A 22,961-nucleotide genomic window follows, 5' to 3' on the forward strand; every position below is an offset into this window, starting at 1 on the left:
GTAAATTTCGGAATAGTTGAACGGAATCAAGGCAGATTTTCTTAAATTACGGCTATCCTACATCATACGCCAAGCCATTTATCATCAAAATCTCAACTATGCATCTCACTGCAAGAGAATCGGAAAAATTGCTGTTGTACTTGGCGGGAGAACTGGCGGCAAAACGCAAAGCCCGCGGTTTAAAATTAAATTACCCGGAGGCTGTGGCCTACATCAGCAGCCACCTACAGGAAGCTGCCCGCGACGGGAAATCGGTCGCGGAATTAATGCAATACGGCACTACTATCCTCAGGGCCGGGGATGTAATGGAAGGCGTTGCACAAATGATCCATGAAATCCAGATCGAGGCCACATTCCCTGACGGGACCAAACTCGTTACCGTACATCACCCGATTCAATAAAATAATTATTTATGATACCAGGCGAATACTTTATTAAGCCAGGAGAGATCACCGCGAATAAAGGTCGCGAGCCTATCCGCATAACCGTTCTGAATACCGGCGATCGCCCCATCCAGGTGGGCGCTCATTTTCATTTCTTCGAGGTCAACAAGATGATGGCTTTCGAACGCGATAAAGCGTTCGGTATGCGGCTCAATATCCCGGCAGGGAATGCCGTTCGTTTTGAGCCCGGTGAAGAGAAAAGCATAGAGCTCGTTCCATTCGGCGGCAAGCAGGTCGTTCGAGGATTTAACAATCTTGTGAATGGATCCACCAAGGATAATGCCACCAGGGAAAAAAGTATCGCGAAAGCACATCAACTCAACTTTAAATTTAAATCATCATGAGTCTTTCCATATCGAAAGAAAAATATGTTAGCATGTACGGGCCAACCGTTGGTGATAAAGTGCGCTTGGCCGATACGGAGCTGATTATTGAAATCGAACAGGATTTAAATGTCCATGGCGATGAAAGCAAATTCGGCGGGGGAAAATCCGTTCGCGACGGGATGGCTCAATCCGCTTCGGCATTACGTTCTGAAGGTGTGCCCGACCTGGTGATCACCAACGTAATGATTATCGATCACTGGGGAATCGTAAAAGCTGATATCGGTGTAAAAGATGGGAAGATCGTAGCGATCGGGCAAGCCGGGAACCCTGACACGATGGATGGCGTACACCCGCAATTGGTAATCGGCGCAGCTACGGAGGTGCATAACGGCAGCCACCTCATTGCTACGGCAGGCGGCATCGATACACATATTCACTTCATCTGCCCGCAACAAATCGACCATGCCTTGTTTAGTGGCATTACCACGATGATCGGTGGTGGTACGGGACCCGCCGATGGCACCAATGCCACGACGGTAACACCGGGCGCTTGGAATATTGAAAGGATGCTGCAAGCCGCGGAAGCGTATCCCGTGAACCTAGGCTTTTTCGGTAAAGGGAACTGTGCCAGCACGGCCCCTTTAATAGAGCAAGTCGAAGCCGGCGCATTAGGATTAAAATTGCATGAAGACTGGGGTTCCACTCCTGCAACTATCGATGCGGCGCTCAGCGTTGCCGACCAGATGGATATTCAAATCGCGATACATACGGATACACTGAATGAAGCGGGTTTCGTAGAAGATACGATTCAAGCCATCAACGGAAGGGTCATCCATACTTTTCATACGGAAGGAGCAGGCGGTGGCCATGCACCGGATATTATCCGCATCGCTTCGTATCCCAATGTACTTCCTTCGAGTACCAACCCTACCCGGCCATTCACCGTAAATACGATCGATGAACACCTGGATATGTTGATGGTATGCCATCATCTCGATAATAAAGTTCCCGAAGATGTTGCTTTTGCCGATTCAAGAATACGCCCGGAAACGATCGCGGCAGAAGATATCCTGCACGATATGGGCGTGTTCAGCATCATGAGTTCGGATTCGCAGGCGATGGGGCGCGTGGGAGAAGTGATTACCCGTACTTGGCAAACCGCGCATAAAATGAAAGTGCAAAGGGGGGCTTTAAAGGAAGATGAAGGGCACGAAAATGATAATTTCCGGGTCAAGAGATACATTGCAAAATATACGATCAATGCAGCATTGGCACAAGGCATTTCGGAGTACGTAGGATCATTGGAAGTTGGGAAAATTGCCGATATCGTACTGTGGAAGCCTGCTTTCTTCGGCGTTAAACCAGAGATGATCATCAAGGCGGGCGTCATTACGGCATCCAGGATGGGTGACCCGAACGCCTCGATACCGACACCCCAACCTGTTATTTACCGCCATATGTTTGGCGCCCATGGAAAATCTTTGCTACGCAATTGTTTTACATTCGTTTCGCAAGCAGGTATTCAAAATAATATTGCTGAAAAATACGGTTTGCAAAAAACATTATTACCTGTTAAAAATTGCAGGACCGTGAGGAAAAAGGACCTGGTTCATAATGATAAAACGCCCGACATCACGGTTAACCCTGAAACTTACGAAGTTCGCGTAGACGGGGAAAAGATCACTTGCGAGCCATTAGCCGTGCTGCCGATGGCGCAGCGGTATTTTTTATTTTAAATAGGTCGGTTCATGTTGGTTAAAGAGATTGTAGGTAATTTGAAAGATATTTCCGTTGATAAGGAAGAACGGGATATACTAGCCTTGGAATGGTACGAAACTGCCAAACGCATCCAACGGAAACGTAGCAAAAGCGGCCGGGAAATTGCCTTGAAACTGTTGCAAGAAAAAGTACGGCTGTCGCAAGATGACATCATTTGGAAAGATGAGCAATTAATCATCAGTATCGATATTATTCCTTGCGAAGCGATCTTGGTAAAACCGGGAAATATCCAGGAGATGGCAGCTGTTTGTTACGAGATCGGTAATAAGCATTTACCCTTATTCATGGAAGATGAGCAACTGTATATTCCTTACGAAGCGCCCATTTTCAGATGGTTGCAAGCAAGTGGTTATCAACCTACACAAGTACAACATAAATTATTACATCCATTGAATACGACTGTTTCCCCGCATGGGCATGGGGATCATTCATTATTCACTAAAATCTTACAACTTGCAGCAGGAAAATAATTATATAGGTAAATTGTTGCACCTGGCGGATCCGATGCTACCCATCGGCGGATTCTCACATTCGAATGGACTTGAAACATATGTGCAGCGCGGAATCGTAAAAGATGCCACAAGTGCAGAACAATTTGTTAATGATTATATCTGTTGGAATTTGTTATATAATGATGCTGCATTTGTTTACCTATCTTACCAAGCTGCTAAAGCAAAGGATGAAAGCCTGTTACTTTTACTTGATGAAGAATGCGAAGCACTTAAAGCGCCCAAAGAAATCCGTTTGGCTAGTAACAAATTGGCTGCAAGACTGATTAAAATCTTTAAACCATTATATCAATTCCCCTTGATAGATGCTTATGAATTTGCGATCAAGGAAAAATGGGCTACGGGACATTACCCTATTACATACGGAGCATTGGCTGCTTGTCTTGATATACCGGTTGCGGCAGCTTTGCATGCCTTTTATTATAATGTTACGGTTACAACGATCACTAATTGTGTGAAGTTGGTACCGCTGGGGCAGCAGGATGGTCAAGAAATCTTGCATAAGATGTTACCGGTAATCGGGGAGAAAGTACAAGAAACGATGCTGCTCGATCGAGCCATGGTAGGACTTTGTAACGTTAGTTTCGATGTTCGCTGCATGCAGCATGAACGATTATATTCCAGGCTGTATATGTCTTGATCGCCTTAAATACAAATATGTATATGTCAGAAGAAAGAAAATATATAAAAATCGGGGTTGCGGGACCGGTTGGAAGTGGCAAAACTGCCTTAATTGAAAGATTAACCCGCACGATGGCTGATAAATATAGTATCGCGGTTATTACAAATGATATTTATACCAAGGAAGATGCCGCATTCTTAACCAAGAACAGCCTGCTTCCCCAAGAAAGAATTATAGGGGTTGAAACCGGTGGCTGCCCGCATACGGCTATCCGGGAAGATGCCAGTATGAACCTGGAGGCCGTGGAAGAGATGGTAGGGCGCTTTCCCGATGTTGAAATTATTTTTATCGAAAGCGGCGGCGATAATCTTTCTGCGACCTTCAGCCCGGATTTGGCAGATGTTACCATCTTCGTAATCGATGTGGCTGAAGGAGATAAGATTCCACGCAAAGGCGGCCCGGGAATAACCCGCTCGGATTTACTAGTGATTAATAAGATTGATTTGGCGCCGTACGTGAGAGCTGATCTTAAAGTCATGCAAGATGATGCCAGCATGATGCGAAAAGGTCAACCATTCGTCTTCACGAACTTATTCTCCTTGGAAGGCTTGGATAAGGTGATCGGCTGGATCCGGAAATATGCATTGTTGGAAGAAGTGGCCGAACCGGAGTTGAAGAGATGAGGAGTGAATTAAAAATAACGATCGCGCAGAAGGGTGGCAAGAGCATCCTGGAGGACCGGTATTTCACACCGCCCTTTAAAATCATTGCATTACCGCATTTACCCGGTAGCAGCCGACTTGAACTGATGTTGATGAGCGCCTCACCCGGCATGTTAAACAAAGACCGCTGGAATATTCAGATTAACGCGGGAAGCCACACGGACTGCCGCTTGTCTACGCAATCTTACCAACGCTTGTTCCCCGCGCCGGACGGAACTTTCCAGCACATGGAAATCAACCTGTCCAGTAATGCTCAATTTGAATATTTACCACATCCATTGGTGCCGCACCATGCTGCAAACTTCAAAGGTTATAATAACATTTTCCTCAGCGCCGGTAACCGTTTCATCTTCGGGGAAGTTATCACACCCGGTCGACAGTTAAATGGTGAAACGTTCCAGTTTGAACGTTTACAAAATTGTACACAAGTATATTTACATCAGCAATTAATTTTTAAAGACAATCAAATATTGATCCCGGGAAAAATCCCGATGTCTGCTACGGGTCAATACGAAAATTATACACACCAGGGAACATTCCTGTATTTTGACACATCCGCTTCACCGCAGCTACCCATTGAAGCTTGCTATAAGTATTTGCAACAGGGCAAACTTGAGTTCGGCATATCTGAAAGTTCAAAAAACGGTATGGTTGCGCGGATACTGGGTCATTCGGCAGAAAGTTTATTCCGAGTTTTACAAGAACTATCATCCATTACCAAGCTTAAAACCACGGCCATATGAATGCAGAACTAGGGGCATTATTGATAACAGCCATTACGATCAGTTGCTTACATACGCTCACGGGACCGGATCATTATGTACCATTTATTGCTATATCAAAAGCACGCAACTGGAGCTTAAGCAAAACGATCGGCTGGACAATTATTTGCGGCATCGGCCACGTAGGAAGTTCAGTGGTATTGGGTTTCGCCGGGATATACTTGGGGTGGCAGCTCACAAAACTCACGGGTATTGAAGAAGTAAGGGGAGGCTTAGCCGCCTGGGCATTATTTATATTCGGATGTTTATACTTAGTTTACGGGATCGTGCAAGCCATCCGCAACCGGCCACACAAACACTTCGATGTATATGAAGACGGCGACATTTATGTATACCGGCACAAGCATGAAAATAACACTGCCGTATTAGCCAAAGACAAAGTAAAAGTAACCCCGTGGATACTCTTTATCATATTCGTCTTAGGCCCCTGCGAGCCATTAATTCCATTATTAATGTTTCCCGCAGCCCAACATTCCACATCCAGCATATTCATCTTGGTAACGGTATTTTTATTCTTCACGATACTCGTCATGCTAGCGATGGTCATATTGGGTTACTACGGCTTCCATTTATTAGAGAAAAGTAAGTTCGAAAAATATATACACATATTAGGCGGCGCCAGCATCACCATCTGCGGCATAGGCATGCTGGCACTAGGCTGGTAGGTCGGTAAGTTAAATAAATTGTGTATTTCATCCAGCATGCCAGCCTACCATCCAAGCAAAAAAATATCAAACACCATCCTTGAAATCCCTGGATCCCAAAAAATCTTTAAACCTAGAGGGATCCCATATCAATTACGAACCGGTACTTCACATCACTTTTCATCACCCGGTCATAAGCCTCGTTTACATAATTAATATTAATTACCTCTACATCCGAGATGATGTTATGTTCCCCGCAATAATCCAGCATCTCCTGCGTTTCGGGGATGCCACCGATCGAAGAGCCAGTGATAGTACGATTTTGTCCTAACAATGCGAACCCGTTAAACTGAACCGGTTCCGGCGGAATACCGACACAAATCATTACCCCGTTCGTATCTAACATAGCCAAATACATATTATAATCATGCGGCGCAGAAACCGTATCGATGATAAAGTCGAACTTTCTCTTTTGCGCTTTGACCTGTTCCTTGTCCTTGGTAACCACAAAATGATGAGCCCCCAAGCGTTTGGCATCCGCTTCCTTTGAAGGGGAAGTACTCAGCATGGTTACTTCGGCGCCAAGGCTTACGGCAAATTTCACCGCCATATGTCCCAATCCTCCCAAACCTAATACCGCCACGCGATCCCCTTCCTTGATACCCCATTTCTTAATCGGGGAATAAGTGGTAATACCCGCGCATAACAACGGGGCTACTCCTTCCAAAGGTAAATTGGTAGGCACCCTTACTACGAAAGCTTCATCGCAAACGATCTGGTTGGAGTAACCGCCGAAAGTCAAGGTTTTACCATCCTTTTCATAATCATTATAAGTTAAAACGGTCTGACCTTTCTCACAGAACTGTTCATGACCACTTTGACATTGGTCGCACTCGCGGCATGAATCAACCATACAACCGATGCCGGCCAGTTCGCCCACCTTGAACTTGGTAACAAGATCCCCAACTTTAGCGATCCGTCCAACGATTTCATGACCGGGCACCATCGGGTATTTGGAGTTCCCCCACTCTCCCCTGACCTGGTGAATATCGGAGTGACAAACCCCGCAATATTGAATCTCGATCAAAACATCATGCGGTCCCACTTCCCTTCTTTCAAAATTCCAAGGCGCTAAGGGATCGGTGGATTTGTGCACGGCATATCCTTTTGTCTTCAGCATATTTTATTAATTTATTTATTAATATATCATTATTGTCCGACTAAATTTTAACCGGAGAGCAATTTGATCCCTCAATAGTTCGATTCAATGTTCATCTGCTCGTTTCTTGTACTTTTTTGCTTGCCCAAAAAAGGTACCAAAAAAGGGCACAAATTGGCCATTACGGCCACCAATTTGATCGCTCGATCTGGCCTTTCTACTACTGTATGGCCAAGCTTCCCTTCTCTATCAACGGTGCGAAGTTCCATGGTTCTCTTAGCGGGAGGTACCCCGGATTTTGAATGTATCATCCTTCGCTTGTATCCTTGACAAGGTAAGGAATTCAAGTACCTTTAAAGTATTTTTAGTCGGACAATAATGTTAATATATGAATCAAGAATCTAAATTAAGTTACGAAACCTATCCTTTTTTACGATTAATAAGCTAGAACAGTCCGAAATTTTAATGGTTTATTAACCCGGTACAAATTATCCGTTGATAGAAAACAGATATAAGCAGGGAATAGTTGTACGTGGGCACTCAATTTGTAAACAAGTTGCGATGCACATTGACACCGTTAATTTTTCTGCATTGCGTAAATGGCGGCACTTTCATCCTACCGGAGTATACATTGATCGATGCGGGCATATATTACCAATTCAGAAAAGCCAGGTTTACTTTGAAGGGAAACAATTTGGGCAGCCGTAAATATTGGACAGGTTATTCTACGGCAAATCCACAAATGCTACGACAAATTTTGGGTAGTGTAAGTTTCAATTTCTAGGTACCCTTATATGGTTTTAAAAAGAAGATGGTCCCGTTTATGGCGGGACCAATCTTTTAGGAATATATCAAATAGGGCTCAATAATTCAACATTGTACTATCCTTCTTATTACTTCCGGCTTGTTTATCTTGCCGGAGTTTCATGACGATTACACTGGCTACGGAACGGGCTTCTTCCGAGGTGGCGAAGCCGGTAGAATCCGATTTTCCCGGCATGCTAACCTGGTGAATCAAGATTTTATTATGTTCCATAATGTCATATCCATAAGTACCATTTTCATTCTTAAACACTTCAACATTAAAATAGGCAGGGAGCTGCGCCTTTAACCCAAGCGTCGTGTCAACAGTACGAACAGGAGAACGAGTTGATGTTTGATTACAGGCCAACGAAACAATAATATACCCCATGCCAAAGAAAGTTTTCGTAAAATACTTCATTTATATAGGTTTAATCAACTACCAGCCCTCTTCAGATGGGTAGATAAATTGTAAGGCATCAAATACTGTCATGATCCTGTTGTGATTACCGTAAAAATAGCCATATTCAATAGCTCATTGAATAGCTAAAAGTCACTATTTTATAGATGTTACACCAAGTATCCAGGGGTATTGTTGCCTGGTTCAAGAATATTTTGACAGGCCAGTTTGAGAAGCTAAGCGGTTCATTAACCTTTTATAGCCATCCTTGGCGGATAGCGTATTTTATTACATCGGCTACATTCCTACTATTTGTTTTTTGCATGATATGTTGGCGATGGTTATTGACCGTATAAACACTGATAAACAATTTTTTGGCAATCTCCGCGCTACTCAGTCCTTCGCAGATACATTTCACAATTTCCACTTCCCGGGTAGAGAGCAGCCCATCTTCGGGACGGGCATAATAGACATTGGAAATTACCGGCTCCCCCAGGCCATTTTCCGTAATGGGCTCAACGGTATGCGTTACCCTGCCATCCATCCGCAGGGAGCTGATATCGGTGATACATCCCATGGTTGCTAAAGGTTCCCCTGTTTCCGCAGACTGCAAAAAAACCGATTGCTGCAAAATATTCCTGAAACCACCGAACCTGGTCCTGATGCGGTAATTACAAGTAAAAAGGTAATTTCCATGCTGCTGGGTGGGGATTTCTTGCAGGAATTTCAGATTAGTAGAATGCACTTTATCGCTGAAAATTTTAGCATCTTCATTGTGCCAAATCTGGGTTGTAAAATCAAGCCCGCCTTCCAGGAAGCTTTGGGAGCGGTAACCGCTTACCGATTCCATGCCCTGGCTGGCCGCGATATATTTGCTTTTCGTATAATCCAGGATGTATGTGCCGGGAAAATGATGCTTGGGCATTCTCAAGGACTTCAAGAGGGGAACGGTCGGGGCATCTAAAAACTGGGTTAAGTTACTAGTCTCATGATGCTGTACCATGCTCAAAAACTCTTGATAGCTCTTTGGAGAGGCCATTTGTTCAGTATATCTATTAACGGTTTCGGTTAATTTTCAATCTTATACAACATTACAATTGATTGAATCGTTTAACTAAGTTACGAAATACATCTCACAATGTATATTCAAGCAACTGAAACTATCATGGCACTTTCTTTGTTACCACATTCCAGGAGGCCCTGTACCGTGCAGATCAGCCCTACAATAATGAATTAAAATTAATATAAATATTTTCATACATGAAAAGGATTTTATTTATCATTTTCGCCTTGTTACCGCTCTATTCCTTAGCCCAAAAACTTGATACCAAGGTTGCCGACGCATTTTCCGAACGGATTGCTTACTATTACCCGGTTAAGAATGATGCTATCATGATATTCATCAACGAACAGATGGCGCGGAGCGGCGCCGGCGGGTTAGATATGGATAAAACCATGACGGATTTGAAAAGTGATGCCACCGCTATGGATGCAGCCCTCAAATACCTTTACCAGTATAGCGACTGTAACCGCCAAACTTTGATCGCCAATTTACGCGCCATGCAATTGCCAAACAACAGTGTTTACACCCTGGCCACCTACGTGGAAAAGAAATACAAGGATGATTCCAAGGCATTGCTCGATGAAAAGGAAGAATTGCTTAAATCGGGAGTGCTAACCAATACCAATGCCGCCAAAGAACCGGAAGCGCCGCGTACAGCAGCCGTTCCGGTAGATGTACCTGCCACCACGACACCCGTAGCTAAAAATAAGGATAGCATCGACACCAAGCCGGTAATGCAAGCAGAAACTTATGACTTGGACGATAAAACGGATTGGAACCTCGGCAATGTTTTTAAATTAAATTCTGCCAGGGATCTCGTTGCGAAATACGGGAAAGAAAACATCGTATTAAGGGATGCTTACGATTTATCCGGCAACTTCATTGGCCAAGCTTATGTCGTTTTCCCGGATACGAACAATGAACTTGAAATGTTGTTCGACAATGATTCCAGTAAAACGGTGATCTTCTCACAAGTACGTTCCAAGTGGAAAACGCCTTTCAGTATCCGCGTAGGCGATCCGCTTTCAAAGCTGGTGAAAATGAATGGCCGCGATTTCAAGTTCAACGGCTTCGATTGGCAAGACGGCGGTATCGTGTATAGCTGGGAAGGTGGTAACCTCGATCATAAAGGCATCAAAATATTATTAAAAGCAAACAATAGCGGGGATACAAAATTGTATAATAAAGTTTCCGGTGGTCAGAAAGTGAGCAGCGATCATTCTGCATTGAAAGGTTTGGATGTCGTAATCGACAAAATTGCATTTCATACGGGCGGCAATGAATAACACCTAATACATTCTCCAATATAAAGGTTCAGCACCGGGATAAGCCCCCAGGTGCTGAACCTTTTTTTAGCTCACCTACCAGCCAGCAAATCAAAAGTGTTATAATTTCCCTTCGTCCCATTCTTAGCTATTCTATAGATATCTACCTGTACATCATTTGAAAGCAGTGAACCCGGGGTAATGCGTCCATTTCGACTATTGGAATGAAATATACTTCTTCTCCGCGGTAATAATTTGGTTAAAGAAATCTTCCATCTCTTTAACCGAGGAGGCAGGTAATTGTTGCGAACAATCGGTATAAAACTCCCGTTCAATTCTTAACTTATTATCAGACAGCTTTTGGTATACCAACTTGTAAGTCATGTTTTTAAATTGACCGCTAAAACCGCTGGGTACCTGCTGAAATGTTTTCCCTTCGGGTAATTCAATATTTACCACTGTTTTATAGATATCGGAACTTTCGTACCAGCAATACTCAAATGGATACTGCCTTTCTTCATCTTTAAAAATATTGATGGAAACCGGGACATCGATAAAATTCGGCTTGATCATGCTGAAATCGCCCACGTTAATGATTTCATTCTTCACCTTAAACTGCAATTTCATTGATACCGTATCGGCAAGGTTATCCAGGTTCTTGAATGAATAATCTTGTATACTGTATTGATTCTTAAATGCACCGGAGAGCAAGCTTTGTAATTCATTCTTGACCTCGTCATCGGTATGATGGTAATACCTCGCCCTCCTACCGGAAGCGAAAGTGCCATTCGCTTTGGATTCGGTATTCACGATTATATCATTGTCCTCCACTTTAATATCAATCATACGAACCAGCGCCAACTTTTCCTTCTTTTCTGTATCCAAGTGTTCGATCGTTCCCCCCGGTTTGTAAGTATAAGGTATATTGAGAATTTGCGCCTGCGACATAGAACTGTTCTTAGCATTAAATGGCAGGTAATTATCTGTCAACTCAAGGTAATGTTCCGTACCACCAGCTTTATAACGGATAATACAATGGTTAAAGTCCATGCTGGGCAACTGGATCGTGTTGAGACCATTATCCCTTGTATTGATTAAAACCAGGTTGGCATCTAAACCCGCCTTGCGAGCTAAAGCCAGGAACAAGGTGGAAACATCCTTACAATCGCCCAATTTTGTTTGCAAGGTAGTACTAGCGCGCTGGGGCACATAAGCGCTTTGCCTGAAAGAAACGGAGCTGTACGCGATGTTTTCTTCAATATAATTGTATATTTTACGCGCGATATCCAGCTCTTTTAAGCCCTTGACACCCTTGGGGAAAATCTTATCGTATGCAGCGCTCAATTCATAATCATCGCGGCTTTGCATCTTGGTAATATCGCTATACCATTCGGCTATATCTCCCCAACTACCTACGGTAGAAACATGTAATACTTTTCCTACATCCGCTAAATCGGGCATGTAATATTCATCCTTCACAGGCTCCAGGTTATACATATCCCAACTATAGTATTCAAAATCTTCAATTTTTTTACGCTTCGGTTTCAAATTAGGTTCATTGAAGAAGTTAAATTGTAGCTTCTTACCGTTCGCTACCAACATATTATAATGTACTTCTTTAACAGGGATGAACGAGTTGAAATAGTATTTATCCCAAAACTCCTTACCGATCCTGCCGGAGCCGTAATGTTTAATTTTATAAGTATAATATATGGCATCCCCCGGTTCTATTTTCGTAAACACGATTTCATTCCCCGAACTTTCTGCCGGCACCCTCGATCCGCTGGGTTTCACCACTTCCGATTTCAATATTTGAACATCCTGGTAATACGTATTATAGGGAATAGAAAGTTCTTTCCAATTATCCACACCGTTCTTATTATTGATCCTAACGATTACCTGGATCACCTCCTCGCAGCCGCCTTCATTGTATAAGACAACATCTTTCCCTTTATAAATAAAATAAGAGGCGTATGAAGAGTCGAACACTTTTTTGTTATCCTCTTCTATCTTTTTGTATGGATCCGCGGTAGGGAAATAATTCAGGATGTTCGGTTTATTTTCCAGTTCGCGTATCCGGGAACGGCATTCGTAATCGATCGGGTTATAGGTCAAGGCTTTTTTGAAATAATCCAATGCCTTTTTCTTGTCGTTTTTCTGTACATAACAATTAGCAATATCAGATGATATGACACTGCTATACGGGCTGATTCCTTGCGTAATTTGCAGGTAATGGATCGCTGAATCGTATTGCTGCGTATTAAAGAAATGGCGGATCAGATCGTTATAAGAAGCCGGAGCGTAGGGGGCGACGGTAATATATTTATTCAAGGTAGCAATACCCTTGTCTTCTTCATTCTTATCAAAATAATCTTTGGCCAGCGCATCAACTATTGTCAAATTAAAATTATCCTGTAAAAACTCCTCCATCACTTTCCTGTAATTTACGGGATCGGATAGCAACTTTTGGTATAATATTGCCATCATGTTAACAATTTCGAACCTGTCCTTCTCCTTTTTATACACCTCTTTGGCTATCGTGATAACACTATCGATTTTTCCTTGATAAGCCATAATCCCGGCCTTTCTTAACTCGGTAATCATGGTAGGCCCGGTGATAGCTTCAAGTTTATTGACGATAGCCATGGCTTCATCGTACCGTTGTTCTTTTTGCAAGCGATCTAATTCATTCGAGAGTACATAAAAATTTTCCGGATCTAATAACTTCACCTGTTCTACCAACTCGTTAATTTGAGTGCTTTCATATTCGGCATTCAAACATTTGGCATATTCGTTAACGATAAAAGCAGACTTTGGATATTCCGTATAGATGGGAGCTACAACTTCCTTTGCTTTATCGTAAAAATGATTCCTTAAATATACCTTACTCAAGAGTAATGCATTCGCGGGATCATCCGGATCATTTTTTATTTTTTCCAAGAAGTACTTTTCTGCGAAACCGGGTAGTAATTCAACCTTTGCCGTACTTTTATCCACCTGGTATTCATGGTAAGCCGGCGTAACTTCTAGCCCGGGTATAGCCTTGAAATCGGTATCCGTAAGCCGTACTATAAAATTGGGTGAACTTACCGTGCTAGTAAAACCAAATTGGACTAAAACCCTGTTATATCCTTTCTTTAGATGCGCTTTCATCATGTAAGCGTCCAATTCCGTAACCCTAGCTTCAGGATCAGCGAACAGCAACTTATCATTCAACCATAATTTGAAGGCACAGTTGCCTCCTAGGTTAATCAATACATCCTGTTCCATTTCCGACTGGATAAACGTTTGTGCGTATCCAACAGCAGTAGTTGGAGTCACAAATGGAGCAACCATTACCCAACCTTGTCCCGTATTTATCGTAGGCACGAACCAATTCACCAAGTTATTATTACTTGATATAAATCCTTCTTTCGATACCGGGGTTGAAATGGGGGGATATTCCTTATAAAATCCGCTACCACTTACATTATCGAAAGGCCCTACGAACTCCCAATCTTCAACAGCCCCCATATTCTTGAAGGACTTCTTATTCTGCTCAATTTGATAGCTCACCGCGTAATGGAATCCGAGGAAGTAATTACCGGCAGCTTTCATCGAACCATTAAAACGATCATCGTTTTGTAAACTTTGTAAGGCCTCCAATTGAATGCCCTTCTTTTTGCCATGTTGACCGAAGAATGCTTCATAAAACCATAAGCCGTAAGTATAGGGAGCTGGGTTTTGCATTTCCCGGATCGGGCTTTTCCCGTATTTTTCAAGGTAATCTATGCCCTCGTAAGATTCCAGGCATACCAGCATGGCCAATGCATTATCGGCATGATCTTTTGACTTGAAGGCTTTGTGAAATAATGCTATCGCTTCTTTCTTTTCATTTTTCAGAAGAGCCTGCCAGGCTTTATCATAATCCCCGGCAAACATGCGGATGGGCAACATCAATAGGAATGCTGCGGCTACAACACAGATGTACTTTTTCATATAGTCGGTATAGGTTTATTAAATTATTATAAAAATACATTATTGTCCGACTAAATTTTCGATAAAAAAAATAAAAGCACCCTCAAAAGTTCAATTCAATGTCCACCTGCTCATTCCTTGTACTTTTTTGCTTGCCCAAAAAAATACCAAAAAAGGGCACAAATTGGCTATCACGGCCGCCAATTTGATCGCTCGATCCAGCTTTTGTACTACTGTATAGCCAAGCTGCGGTTTGCTATCAACAGTGCGAAGTTCCACGGTCTCTTGGCAGGGGGCCGGATTTGGAATAGATCATCCTTCGCCTATATCCTTGAGCAGGTAAGGAATTCAAATAATTTAAAGCAATTTTAGCCGGACAACAATGATAAAAATATAAAAGAAATCCAATTGCACAATTTAGATATCCTCGCCTTCATCGCCTGTTGACGGGGAATTTAGATCGCGCCGGATGATGGCATTCACTTCCTGTTCAGTAGCCCTTAACTTATCTTGGCAGAATTTCACCAGGAATGCGGCCCTTTTCACTTTGCTGGCCAGCTCGTCAACAGATATAGTTTCATTCGTGATGGCTGCTTCAATCTCTTTCAATTCATTATAGGCAGCTTCGTATGTCAATATTGCTTCCATCGTAGATTAATTTTGATCTGTAACCCGTGCAACGGAGGTACCATCTTGAAGCTGTATACTTACCTGCATACCGGGCTTCAAGCCGGAGACTTCCGTTATAATTTTTCCATCATGATATACCAGGGCATAGCCTCTTTTTAATACATTTTCCGGGCTGAGTAAATTACAAACAGTTTGTATATGCTGCACGAGGTTCTTTTGATCTTGTAAAAACGATTTGCTGTCATGGCGGATATTTATCAATATTTCCTTCAGGCCGTTTAGCTCTCCTGATAGCCTGGTAGTACAAGCCGCATTTACACGGTGCATCTTTTGGAATAAACTTTCTTTATGATGCTGTATTAAAGATAAGGATGATTGAAAAATGTCCTGTTGTGTTTCTTGTAAACTCGATGCATGGATATCCATAAGGCGCCTCACTTCATAAGCAATATAAGTTTGATCTTCACTCAAATCGCGGTTCAAGTCATGCATCCATTGTTGGGTTTGCAACAAGGTGGCCTGGTAGCTCTCCTGTAGTTCCAATTCGAACGAACGGTTGTGCGCAATAATCCATTCGGCTGCTTTCGTCGGCGTCTTCGTATCAGTATGTGCCAGCATGTCGGTAATGGATTTATCCTTATGATGCCCGATCCCTGTAATTACGGGAACCGGGAAACGGGCCACTACCCTACCCATCGCGAAGGTATCGAAAATTAAAAAATCGGTTTGAGCCCCACCGCCCCGTACGATTACTACAGCGTCATATTCTATACCGGATTGAAATATATCGATAAACTTTTGCACGATCATATCAGCCTTGGCTTCGCCTTGCACCACGGTAAAGTAATAATCTGTATAAAAGCGGTAACCAAAAGGATTCTGTTCCAAGGTATGTTTAAAATCTTGGTACCCGGCGGCGTTATTTGAAGTAATAACAGCAATTTTCTGTATAACGGGTTTGATAGGCAGTAGATGATTGGCCGAAATATAATCGCCATCTTCCATCCATACATGATCTGGCAGGGAATGTAACAATTGGTTTAGCACGGCTTGTTTTTGCTGTGCTAGTTGCCCGATCGTGAAATTATTATCGATCTCCAACAACGTCAACTGCAAACCATACACGGCATGGTAGCTTATGGAAACACGCACCAGCACCTGTATATCATTCTTAAATGCCTGTCCCGTGATCCTTTCAAAATGCCTGATATTAGCAGCCCCGTCTCCCCAAGCTACGGTGGGGATCTTCGCGAGAATGGCGTTATTGCCGGTAGCCTTTTCAACCAGGTCAAAATAATGATGTTGCTTTTGTTGATAAAAGGAATGATTCGTAATATCTGCTACGACCCAATAGGATTGCCCCCCGAATTGATCGGAAATCAGTCCTTTGATTTTAGCGGCCAATGCCGATAAAGTGATGGTGGGTGTAGTTAACATATCAAAACAAAATTACTCAAAACGTTACAAGTAGCAGGTCCTGTAAAAAAGTATATCAATATTTATTGCTTGATGATTCAAATATATTGATTAAATTATTGACTATAAACAAATTAACAATTACGGAAGAGCGGATAACAATAAATCCTTAATTTCGCCATTTTTATTGCTAGGAGGTATAGCGTTTAGGAACATGTATAATTGGTCAACTTGTTTTATAGCTTGCATTTTCGTACTGGGGTCTCTTTGTTCGACGGCGCAAACCTTGGATAGTACATCATTGAATAACCGTCCAACAGATACTACGGCCCCGTTACCCGGGCTTTCGACCCAAATTAAGGCATCAGATACCTTAATTTTATACCGCATTAACGGCACTTACTTTAAGAGCATATGGGAAGACGCCAAGTATACAGTATCGAGACCAATACATTGGGAGAAGAAAGACTGGATTACATTTGGCGCCGTTATGGGAACAGCTTCCGTTTTGGCAGTATCAGATTACCCTATAAAAGAATTTTTCCAAAAACATCAATATAAAGCTGTTAATAGTTTCGCGCATGCGGTTGAACCTTTCGGGAATGCTTATTCCCCCTACCTTATTGGCGGGATGTACCTTACGGGGGTATTAACCCATAACAGGAAGTTGGAACACGGCGGGTTGATGGCTGCCAAATCCCTGGTATTATCAACAGCTATCTATGCAGGAATTAAAAGCATCATCAGGCGTGGTCGACCTTATTATTTTGAGCGTCCTTACAACTTTGTTAGACCTTTCAGTAAGGACGAAAGGTTTACTTCATTCCCTTCCGGGCATAGTTTAACCGTGATGACTTTTGCCACCGCCATGGCGGAATTGTATGGTAAGGATCATAAATGGGTACCCTGGGTTGCTTACGGCTTAGCAGGTTTAACGGGATTATCTAGGATATACCATAACCGCCATTGGAGTTCGGATGTGTTGATAGGTTTATCCTTGGGGCATTTTGTTACGAAATCTGTATTTAGGCGTCATAAGGAGATGGAGCATAAAAAAGCGTTACAGTTCAAATTTACGCCTCTTTATTAAAAGCCCTTTGCCTTGGAACTGCACGGTTTCGAGATTACGTGCCGTAACCATTCATTGGATTTCAAGAACAGCCATCCTGGTATCCGATGAAACCAATACGCCGGATCCGGGCTTCCAGGCAGGAAGATTCGAATCAAGCGTATTCGTCATAACAGTCTCCTGTCCTATTTCTGATTTACCGGTGTTTCAATAATCAGGAATTGCGTGGTTTGCAACATTTGTATGCTGATTCCTGACAAGTCCCACAACCCAAGTCCATCGCGTGTATCAACAGTCATTCCGTTGACAACAATGCTTCCTTCAATCACGAAAATGAACACGCATTTATTTACCGGGTTCAACTGGTAATCGATAGAATATCCTTCATCGAAATAGCCGAGGCTGAGCGTAGCATTTTGATTGATCCAACAATGCCCTAATCCTTCTTCGGATGAAACGATCGTTTGTAGCTTGTTCTTCCTGGAAGCTTTCGGGAAGCTCCTTTGTTGATAGCGCGGGATAATATTTTGCTGTTTCGGTTGGATCCATATCTGCAAAAACTTCACTTCTTCTTCACCGATGTTATATTCTTCATGTCTCAACCCACTTCCGGCGCTCATGATTTGTACACCGCCTTCTTCTACCGTGGTACTATATCCCATGGAATCTTTATGGTTCATCTTCCCTTGAAGCATAATAGAAATAATTTCCATATTGATATGGGGATGCGTACCGAAGCCTTTCCCGGCTTGCAAGATATCATCATTGAAAGCAACGAGCGTACCGAAAGCACTTTTATCGGGGTTATAGAAATCGCTAAAGCTGAAAAAGAAATTGCTTTTTAGCCAACCCGTATCTTTGGTGCCCCTTTCGTTGGCAGGAAATAATTTTGATTGCATTGTCGTTCGATTTATTCTAGGGCTTAAAAATAATGGAATTCACCGTATCTATTTCATCTTGATTAATAGTATGCCCCAAGCGCGGATAAATCTTTTTTGTTACCGCGGCGCCCATAGCTGATAATTGTGCTTCCGATTCATTAACCCGTTCAACGGGAACATGCATATCAGGATCACCGGACCCCAGGAAAACCGGCGTTTGCTCGAAGGTTCCCGAATAATTGTCCAGGTACAATTTATCCCCGATCAATCCGCCAGTAAACGCAACCACTCCCCCGTAGGGCCTTGCTTTCCTAGCGGCGCATTCCAAGGCCAGGCAAGCACCTTGCGAAAATCCTAGCAAGAATATATTATTTATCGGGATGCCTAATTGTTGGGCATCACCGATCATGCCGTGTACCAAGTCAACTGCGCTCGATAGCCAGGGTTCATTTTCAGCAGGCGCGGCCATGAAGGAAAAAGGATACCAGGTATGATTGGTGGCCTGCGGCGCCCAGATTGAATAGCCTTCCACGTTTAACAAGCCGGTTATACCGATAATATCTTCGGCGCTGCCGCCCCTGCCGTGTAATAATATCAATAATTTCGATGCTTCCCCGGCTTTTTTACCCGCTTCGAATACTTGTTTTTTATGCATAATAATTATTCGATAATTCTTGGTAAAACTCTTTCTATATCCGCTCTCCTTGGTTCGTATTGCGGCGGTAATTTAAGGTGTGTACCCAGCTCGCTTACCGGCTCATCTACCGGGAAGCCGGGATTATCCGTAGCCAATTCAAACAGCACCCCACCGGGCTCCCTGAAGTACAAGGAATAAAAATAATTCCTGTCGATTTTTGGCGTAATATTCAAACCATGCTCCGTTACCCGCTTACGGTATTCCATCAGCACCTCTTCATTTTTCACCCTGAAAGCAACATGATGATTCGTTCCTCCCATCACGGAACCGGGTTTACCGTCCGGATCTGCTAATAAGTCCACGATCGAGGCACAATTTACCGCATCCGTAGCAAACCTGTACCGGTGGCCATCCTGGGCAATTATCTTATACCCCAGTATATCCGTCAGAATTTCAGATGTAAGTTGTATACTTTTCAAACTGAGGGTTACCGCGTGAAAGCCCCGGGTGGCAATATCGGCTGTTATATCATCTGAAACCCAAGGCTGCCGCTTATCTTCAACGGCAGGTTCAACAAGTGAAAGAATTAATCCATCAGGATCTTCGAAAGACAAAAATCTTTCCCCGAAACGTTCTTCGTAATCGCCGTGTTTTACCCGTTTACGTTCAAAACGATCTTTCCAAAAACCGAGGCTTCCCGCCGGGATCGCGAAGGCAATCTCCGTGGCCATCCCCGTACCGGGATAGCCTTTTTTTATATGTTCCCAGGGGAAGAAGGTTAGAATGGTACCCGGTGTACCCACTTCATCACCGAAATAAAAATGATAAGTACCCGGATCATCGAAATTCACGGTCTTTTTAACAAGCCTCAAGCCCATTACCTTGGTATAAAAATCATAATTTCTTTGGGCATCGCTAGCAATGGCGGTAATATGATGCAGACCTAAAACAGTATCTTTCATAAACTTGATTTTCGGTAAAGTAGTCTGATTAAAACAGTTGAGCTCCGCCAAAGTTCAATTTAAGACACATGAACAACTATCATAATTTATTCAAAACACGCTAGCATGATCCCTATCATAATTATTGCCAAGCATTAAACGGATGCGCTTCCTTTTGCAACTGGTTAGAAAGTGCTTTCCACCTGGCTTTTAATAATAATTCCCTGCCCGGAATGCTACGGGTATAGCATAGGTCGCATTTACCTACGTACTTTCTCCAAAGCAGGTAAAAGGTTTCCGCAGTTTCTTTATTTTGTCCTAAAATCTTGGGAACAGCATGAAAATCCGCTGCCTTCATCCTGCCTTTCCTGTTATATCGGACGATAATGTACCGCGGGTTTTCTATGGGTTCTAATAGTTCCCTTAAGGCATCCAGGTATATCTCCCTGGTGTGTGCATCTGCATGCTCCAGGTAACATCGCAATGATCCATCCATTTCCTTCTTTACAAGGATATCTATATCTTCCAGGGAATGCCTGTTCGGAATTAAATTAACCTCTTGTAAAGCAAGTAATAAGGTTTTGGCGATATTTTTCAGCTCGTACGTAATATCACTGTGTTTAAAATATAACCTTAAAGCCTTCAGCGCTTTTCCCCCGAACAGCAATACTCCTGAACCCAGTACCAATGAAATCGCCAGCAGCCAATTTCCTGCCAACCTTGACCCCATCGCCTTCAGTGTTCCCCTGATTACCAAGTCATAATATAACAACAAGCCCGATATGGCGCTATTAAGGAAATACCGCAAGGTGCTCTTAAAGTGAAAGGATTTTAATTGCTGTTGCTCTTTCTCGGCGGCGGCAACCGGAACTTCCATTCCCGCCACGAGGCAACTGCCCGAACGGATAGCGTCATTCCACCTTTCATGAAGTTCATCCCTGCGGTTTGCTAAAAGAAACGTGCGCTCATTATATTTCCCCGATTGGGAATAGATATCACCCAAGGCAGGTAAATCCAATCTTTTCAGCCCGTTTCGAATCATATTGTTCTCGCGGTGTAAACCCACGAAAGTATCGAAGCGTCTTGACATGATAGCAATATCTTCCCCGCCGGATTCTTGCGTTATATCAATACAGGCGATATGCCAGATATTAGCAGTTTTACCGGGATTGATTTTACTCGTCCGGATCGCCCTTCCCCTCATCTGGTTAGATGTAACGAAGGACCCGATATTGCTCGCCAGGATTAAGACATTGATCCCCGGAGCATCCCAGCCTTCCCCCAGTAATGATTGCGTGCCGATTAATACATCGATCCCTCCCGCTTGAAATATACTCGTTAGAGTTGCAACGATCACTTCGGCAACCTTCCCGGAAGCCGTTAACTTCAAATAGCGATCATCGTAGGGTAGCGCCTCCATGCTAGGAACTGCATTAGCATAACTTAATGTCAAAGCCTCAACATCCTGCTTCAGACCTGCCGGGATAATTACCAAGCTCCCGGTAAGCACAGCTATTCTTTTGCCGGTTCCATTATTGCGGCGAAGCTGCTCGAAAATCGGGATCACTCCCATCTTATTTAGGGTCAAGTCATTTTTTGAATCGTTAACCAAATATTCCTTCCGGATATAATCAGTTAAAATGACGATCTTGCTACTAGTTCCTAGATTGTTATACTCTGCCTGCACGATATCTTCGATAGCAGACAGTTTCGAGATACTGGATGTGAGCATCCGGGCCAATGAAATATTATGATTGAAATCTATCCTGTTTCTTTCTATACAACCGGCTTTATGCAGTTTAGCATTTATTTTTTTGATTAAATCCTTGCTGGGTTTAAAAAATTCATCCCGGCTATCCAGGAAATATGTAAGGAGCTCAGCAAGCCATACTTCATCCATTGCGGGTATATTCCAGTCTTTATCACCAATTATCTTGGCATGAATTTTTTGTAGCGGGTATTGCCTGGCATGCAAGTAAATTATCATGGCCAAGTATACCTTGATATTGGAATATATCCATTCCAACTGCTCTTCGGGTTGGATTATGGCAGGATGTTCGGCCAATGCATCCAGCAAACCGCCCTCTTGGAGTAATTCGAAATACAGGCCGGATGCACGCTCCCGGAACTCCTTCAGCTTTTCATATTCTTCCCTTGCGGGTTGAACTAAGTAGAGGTAATCTTGATGAGGACATAATTCTCCTACCTTCACTAATTCCGGTACGGAAATTTCAGCGGAGATAGGCCCGTTAATGAGCAAGTAACGTTCCCATTCAGCAAAGCTGACATCATATGGAGGGGTCGCTGTAAGTCCTATCATGGACGGCTTCAATGCCTTTTTGACCTTGTACAAGGTATGCCACCATTCATTCCTAAGATGGTGGGCCTCGTCCGCTACCAAGCAAGCTACTCCTGCCTGTTTCAGTCCTTCGATGATATCCATTTCGCCCAGGTCCGCGTTAACGGTAGCTTTATCCAGCGTTTCTTTCTCACAAGCAGCATGCAGTGCCTGGTAGGTTACGACGGTCATAAAGCGCGGTTTGCGGATATCTTCCGAAATCCAGTCCGGGCATTCGCCAACCTGGAGAAATAATTCGCAAAACCGTTGGATCCATTGCTCCTTGGTGGTGGTAGTGGGCGCTAGTATAAGAACAGGTTTATTGATGCGCAGTGCGATTTCCAAACCTAATACCGTTTTACCGGAACCCGGGGGTGCCACGAGGTGCAGGTGATCATCTTCAAGATGTTGTTGTAACTCGTTCAGAACTTGTTGTTGGTAACTTCTCCAGGGGTATTTAAAACGTATTCCTTCGGGAAAATGCATCATCATAAGCCGGCAATAATTAGGTTAGGTAAGAGCTGAAATTAAGCTATTGAGGGCTGAAAACAAAAAACCATAAAAAGGGGGAAGCAAC

Annotated in this window: 20 protein-coding genes; 10 read left to right on the plus strand and 10 right to left on the minus strand. The window is 43.2% G+C overall.

The features are described from left to right. Positions 1–98: 98 nt before the first annotated feature. Genes ureA through COR50_RS01115 form a run of 8 tightly spaced genes read left to right on the plus strand, consistent with a single transcriptional unit; the run spans position 99 to position 5,848 of the window. Positions 99–401, plus strand: coding sequence for an urease subunit gamma (ureA, locus tag COR50_RS01080; RefSeq protein ID WP_098192254.1), 303 nt, complete (start codon positions 99–101; stop codon positions 399–401). Positions 402–412: 11 nt separating this feature from the next. Continuing rightward, complete coding sequence (gene ureB / locus COR50_RS01085; protein WP_098192255.1) at positions 413–787, plus strand: urease subunit beta; 375 nt, start codon at positions 413–415, stop codon at positions 785–787. Beyond that, entirely contained in the window at positions 784–2,505 is a 1,722-nt protein-coding gene (gene ureC, locus COR50_RS01090) for an urease subunit alpha (protein WP_098192256.1), read from the plus strand. Before ureB ends, ureC begins: the two co-directional genes overlap by 4 nt. A 12-nt stretch (positions 2,506–2,517) precedes the next feature. Beyond that, a complete protein-coding gene (gene ureE / locus COR50_RS01095; RefSeq protein WP_098192257.1) occupies positions 2,518–3,018 on the plus strand; it encodes an urease accessory protein UreE in 501 nt (166 codons plus the stop codon). Then, complete coding sequence (locus tag COR50_RS01100; protein ID WP_232516242.1) at positions 3,002–3,697, plus strand: urease accessory protein UreF; 696 nt, start codon at positions 3,002–3,004, stop codon at positions 3,695–3,697. The genes ureE and COR50_RS01100 overlap by 17 nt, the downstream gene beginning before the upstream one ends. A gap of 23 nt (positions 3,698–3,720) precedes the next feature. Next, positions 3,721–4,362 (plus strand): urease accessory protein UreG, encoded by a 642-nt coding sequence (gene ureG / locus COR50_RS01105; RefSeq protein ID WP_098192259.1) that lies wholly within the window; start codon positions 3,721–3,723, stop codon positions 4,360–4,362. Beyond that, positions 4,359–5,144, plus strand: a complete 786-nt coding sequence (locus COR50_RS01110; RefSeq protein ID WP_098192260.1) for an urease accessory protein UreD — start codon at positions 4,359–4,361, stop codon at positions 5,142–5,144. Before ureG ends, COR50_RS01110 begins: the two co-directional genes overlap by 4 nt. Next, positions 5,141–5,848, plus strand: coding sequence for a sulfite exporter TauE/SafE family protein (locus tag COR50_RS01115; protein ID WP_098192261.1), 708 nt, complete (start codon positions 5,141–5,143; stop codon positions 5,846–5,848). Before COR50_RS01110 ends, COR50_RS01115 begins: the two co-directional genes overlap by 4 nt. A 112-nt stretch (positions 5,849–5,960) precedes the next feature. Here COR50_RS01115 and COR50_RS01120 read toward each other — a convergent pair whose 3' ends face one another. The 3 genes from COR50_RS01120 to COR50_RS01135 form a co-directional block, all read right to left on the minus strand. Beyond that, positions 5,961–7,007: an NAD(P)-dependent alcohol dehydrogenase gene (locus tag COR50_RS01120; RefSeq protein ID WP_098192262.1), complete on the minus strand. Its 1,047-nt coding sequence runs from the start codon at positions 7,005–7,007 to the stop codon at positions 5,961–5,963. Positions 7,008–7,848: 841 nt separating this feature from the next. Beyond that, the gene (locus tag COR50_RS01130; RefSeq protein ID WP_098192264.1) at positions 7,849–8,208 is read right to left on the minus strand and encodes a DUF4907 domain-containing protein; all 360 of its coding nucleotides are present in this window, start codon (positions 8,206–8,208) and stop codon (positions 7,849–7,851) included. A 235-nt stretch (positions 8,209–8,443) separates the two neighbouring features. Then, positions 8,444–9,226 carry a response regulator transcription factor gene (locus COR50_RS01135; RefSeq protein ID WP_098192265.1) on the minus strand — a complete coding sequence of 261 codons (783 nt, stop codon included), beginning with the start codon at positions 9,224–9,226 and terminating at the stop codon, positions 8,444–8,446. Between the two features lie 221 nt (positions 9,227–9,447). Here COR50_RS01135 and COR50_RS01140 point away from each other — a divergent pair, with 221 nt between their 5' ends. Beyond that, positions 9,448–10,536 carry a hypothetical protein gene (locus tag COR50_RS01140; RefSeq protein ID WP_098192266.1) on the plus strand — a complete coding sequence of 363 codons (1,089 nt, stop codon included), beginning with the start codon at positions 9,448–9,450 and terminating at the stop codon, positions 10,534–10,536. Positions 10,537–10,731: 195 nt separating this feature from the next. Here COR50_RS01140 and COR50_RS01145 read toward each other — a convergent pair whose 3' ends face one another. From COR50_RS01145 to xseA, 3 genes are all read right to left on the minus strand, one after another. Continuing rightward, positions 10,732–14,493, minus strand: coding sequence for a DUF3857 domain-containing protein (locus COR50_RS01145; RefSeq protein ID WP_098192267.1), 3,762 nt, complete (start codon positions 14,491–14,493; stop codon positions 10,732–10,734). 396 nt (positions 14,494–14,889) lie between these two features. Next, positions 14,890–15,120: an exodeoxyribonuclease VII small subunit gene (gene xseB / locus COR50_RS01155; RefSeq protein ID WP_098192269.1), complete on the minus strand. Its 231-nt coding sequence runs from the start codon at positions 15,118–15,120 to the stop codon at positions 14,890–14,892. A 6-nt stretch (positions 15,121–15,126) separates the two neighbouring features. Next, positions 15,127–16,539 (minus strand): exodeoxyribonuclease VII large subunit, encoded by a 1,413-nt coding sequence (gene xseA, locus COR50_RS01160; RefSeq protein WP_098192270.1) that lies wholly within the window; start codon positions 16,537–16,539, stop codon positions 15,127–15,129. Positions 16,540–16,804: 265 nt separating this feature from the next. On the opposite strand from xseA, the gene COR50_RS01165 reads away from it, so the two are divergent. Beyond that, the gene (locus tag COR50_RS01165; protein WP_232516243.1) at positions 16,805–17,608 is read left to right on the plus strand and encodes a phosphatase PAP2 family protein; all 804 of its coding nucleotides are present in this window, start codon (positions 16,805–16,807) and stop codon (positions 17,606–17,608) included. A 164-nt stretch (positions 17,609–17,772) separates the two neighbouring features. On the opposite strand, the gene COR50_RS01170 is transcribed toward COR50_RS01165, so the two are convergent. From COR50_RS01170 to COR50_RS01185, 4 genes are all read right to left on the minus strand, one after another. Next, on the minus strand, positions 17,773–18,486 hold the full coding sequence (locus COR50_RS01170; protein WP_098192271.1) for a pirin family protein: 714 nt from the start codon (positions 18,484–18,486) through the stop codon (positions 17,773–17,775). A gap of 16 nt (positions 18,487–18,502) precedes the next feature. Then, the gene (locus tag COR50_RS01175; protein ID WP_098192272.1) at positions 18,503–19,123 is read right to left on the minus strand and encodes an alpha/beta hydrolase; all 621 of its coding nucleotides are present in this window, start codon (positions 19,121–19,123) and stop codon (positions 18,503–18,505) included. A gap of 5 nt (positions 19,124–19,128) precedes the next feature. Further along, complete coding sequence (locus tag COR50_RS01180; RefSeq protein ID WP_098192273.1) at positions 19,129–20,067, minus strand: ring-cleaving dioxygenase; 939 nt, start codon at positions 20,065–20,067, stop codon at positions 19,129–19,131. A 121-nt stretch (positions 20,068–20,188) separates the two neighbouring features. After that, positions 20,189–22,876, minus strand: coding sequence for a DEAD/DEAH box helicase family protein (locus tag COR50_RS01185; RefSeq protein ID WP_098192274.1), 2,688 nt, complete (start codon positions 22,874–22,876; stop codon positions 20,189–20,191). Between the last annotated feature and the right edge of the window lie 85 nt (positions 22,877–22,961).

The organism is Chitinophaga caeni, from assembly GCF_002557795.1.
Classification (GTDB): Bacteria; Bacteroidota; Bacteroidia; order Chitinophagales; family Chitinophagaceae; genus Chitinophaga; species Chitinophaga caeni.

What these genes read in the sequence shown, in the direction of transcription:
- COR50_RS01170 (WP_098192271.1), bottom strand. Translation starts at nt 18,486, where the DNA reads ATGCAATCAAAATTATTTCCTGCCAACGAAAGGGGCACCAAAGATACG.
- ureC (WP_098192256.1), top strand. Translation starts at nt 784, where the DNA reads ATGAGTCTTTCCATATCGAAAGAAAAATATGTTAGCATGTACGGGCCA.
- ureG (WP_098192259.1), top strand. Translation starts at nt 3,721, where the DNA reads ATGTCAGAAGAAAGAAAATATATAAAAATCGGGGTTGCGGGACCGGTT.
- COR50_RS01175 (WP_098192272.1), bottom strand. Translation starts at nt 19,123, where the DNA reads ATGCATAAAAAACAAGTATTCGAAGCGGGTAAAAAAGCCGGGGAAGCA.
- COR50_RS01185 (WP_098192274.1), bottom strand. Translation starts at nt 22,876, where the DNA reads ATGATGATGCATTTTCCCGAAGGAATACGTTTTAAATACCCCTGGAGA.
- COR50_RS01110 (WP_098192260.1), top strand. Translation starts at nt 4,359, where the DNA reads ATGAGGAGTGAATTAAAAATAACGATCGCGCAGAAGGGTGGCAAGAGC.
- COR50_RS01130 (WP_098192264.1), bottom strand. Translation starts at nt 8,208, where the DNA reads ATGAAGTATTTTACGAAAACTTTCTTTGGCATGGGGTATATTATTGTT.
- ureE (WP_098192257.1), top strand. Translation starts at nt 2,518, where the DNA reads ATGTTGGTTAAAGAGATTGTAGGTAATTTGAAAGATATTTCCGTTGAT.
- xseB (WP_098192269.1), bottom strand. Translation starts at nt 15,120, where the DNA reads ATGGAAGCAATATTGACATACGAAGCTGCCTATAATGAATTGAAAGAG.
- COR50_RS01140 (WP_098192266.1), top strand. Translation starts at nt 9,448, where the DNA reads ATGAAAAGGATTTTATTTATCATTTTCGCCTTGTTACCGCTCTATTCC.
- xseA (WP_098192270.1), bottom strand. Translation starts at nt 16,539, where the DNA reads ATGTTAACTACACCCACCATCACTTTATCGGCATTGGCCGCTAAAATC.
- COR50_RS01120 (WP_098192262.1), bottom strand. Translation starts at nt 7,007, where the DNA reads ATGCTGAAGACAAAAGGATATGCCGTGCACAAATCCACCGATCCCTTA.
- COR50_RS01135 (WP_098192265.1), bottom strand. Translation starts at nt 9,226, where the DNA reads ATGGCCTCTCCAAAGAGCTATCAAGAGTTTTTGAGCATGGTACAGCAT.
- COR50_RS01115 (WP_098192261.1), top strand. Translation starts at nt 5,141, where the DNA reads ATGAATGCAGAACTAGGGGCATTATTGATAACAGCCATTACGATCAGT.
- ureA (WP_098192254.1), top strand. Translation starts at nt 99, where the DNA reads ATGCATCTCACTGCAAGAGAATCGGAAAAATTGCTGTTGTACTTGGCG.
- COR50_RS01180 (WP_098192273.1), bottom strand. Translation starts at nt 20,067, where the DNA reads ATGAAAGATACTGTTTTAGGTCTGCATCATATTACCGCCATTGCTAGC.
- ureB (WP_098192255.1), top strand. Translation starts at nt 413, where the DNA reads ATGATACCAGGCGAATACTTTATTAAGCCAGGAGAGATCACCGCGAAT.
- COR50_RS01145 (WP_098192267.1), bottom strand. Translation starts at nt 14,493, where the DNA reads ATGAAAAAGTACATCTGTGTTGTAGCCGCAGCATTCCTATTGATGTTG.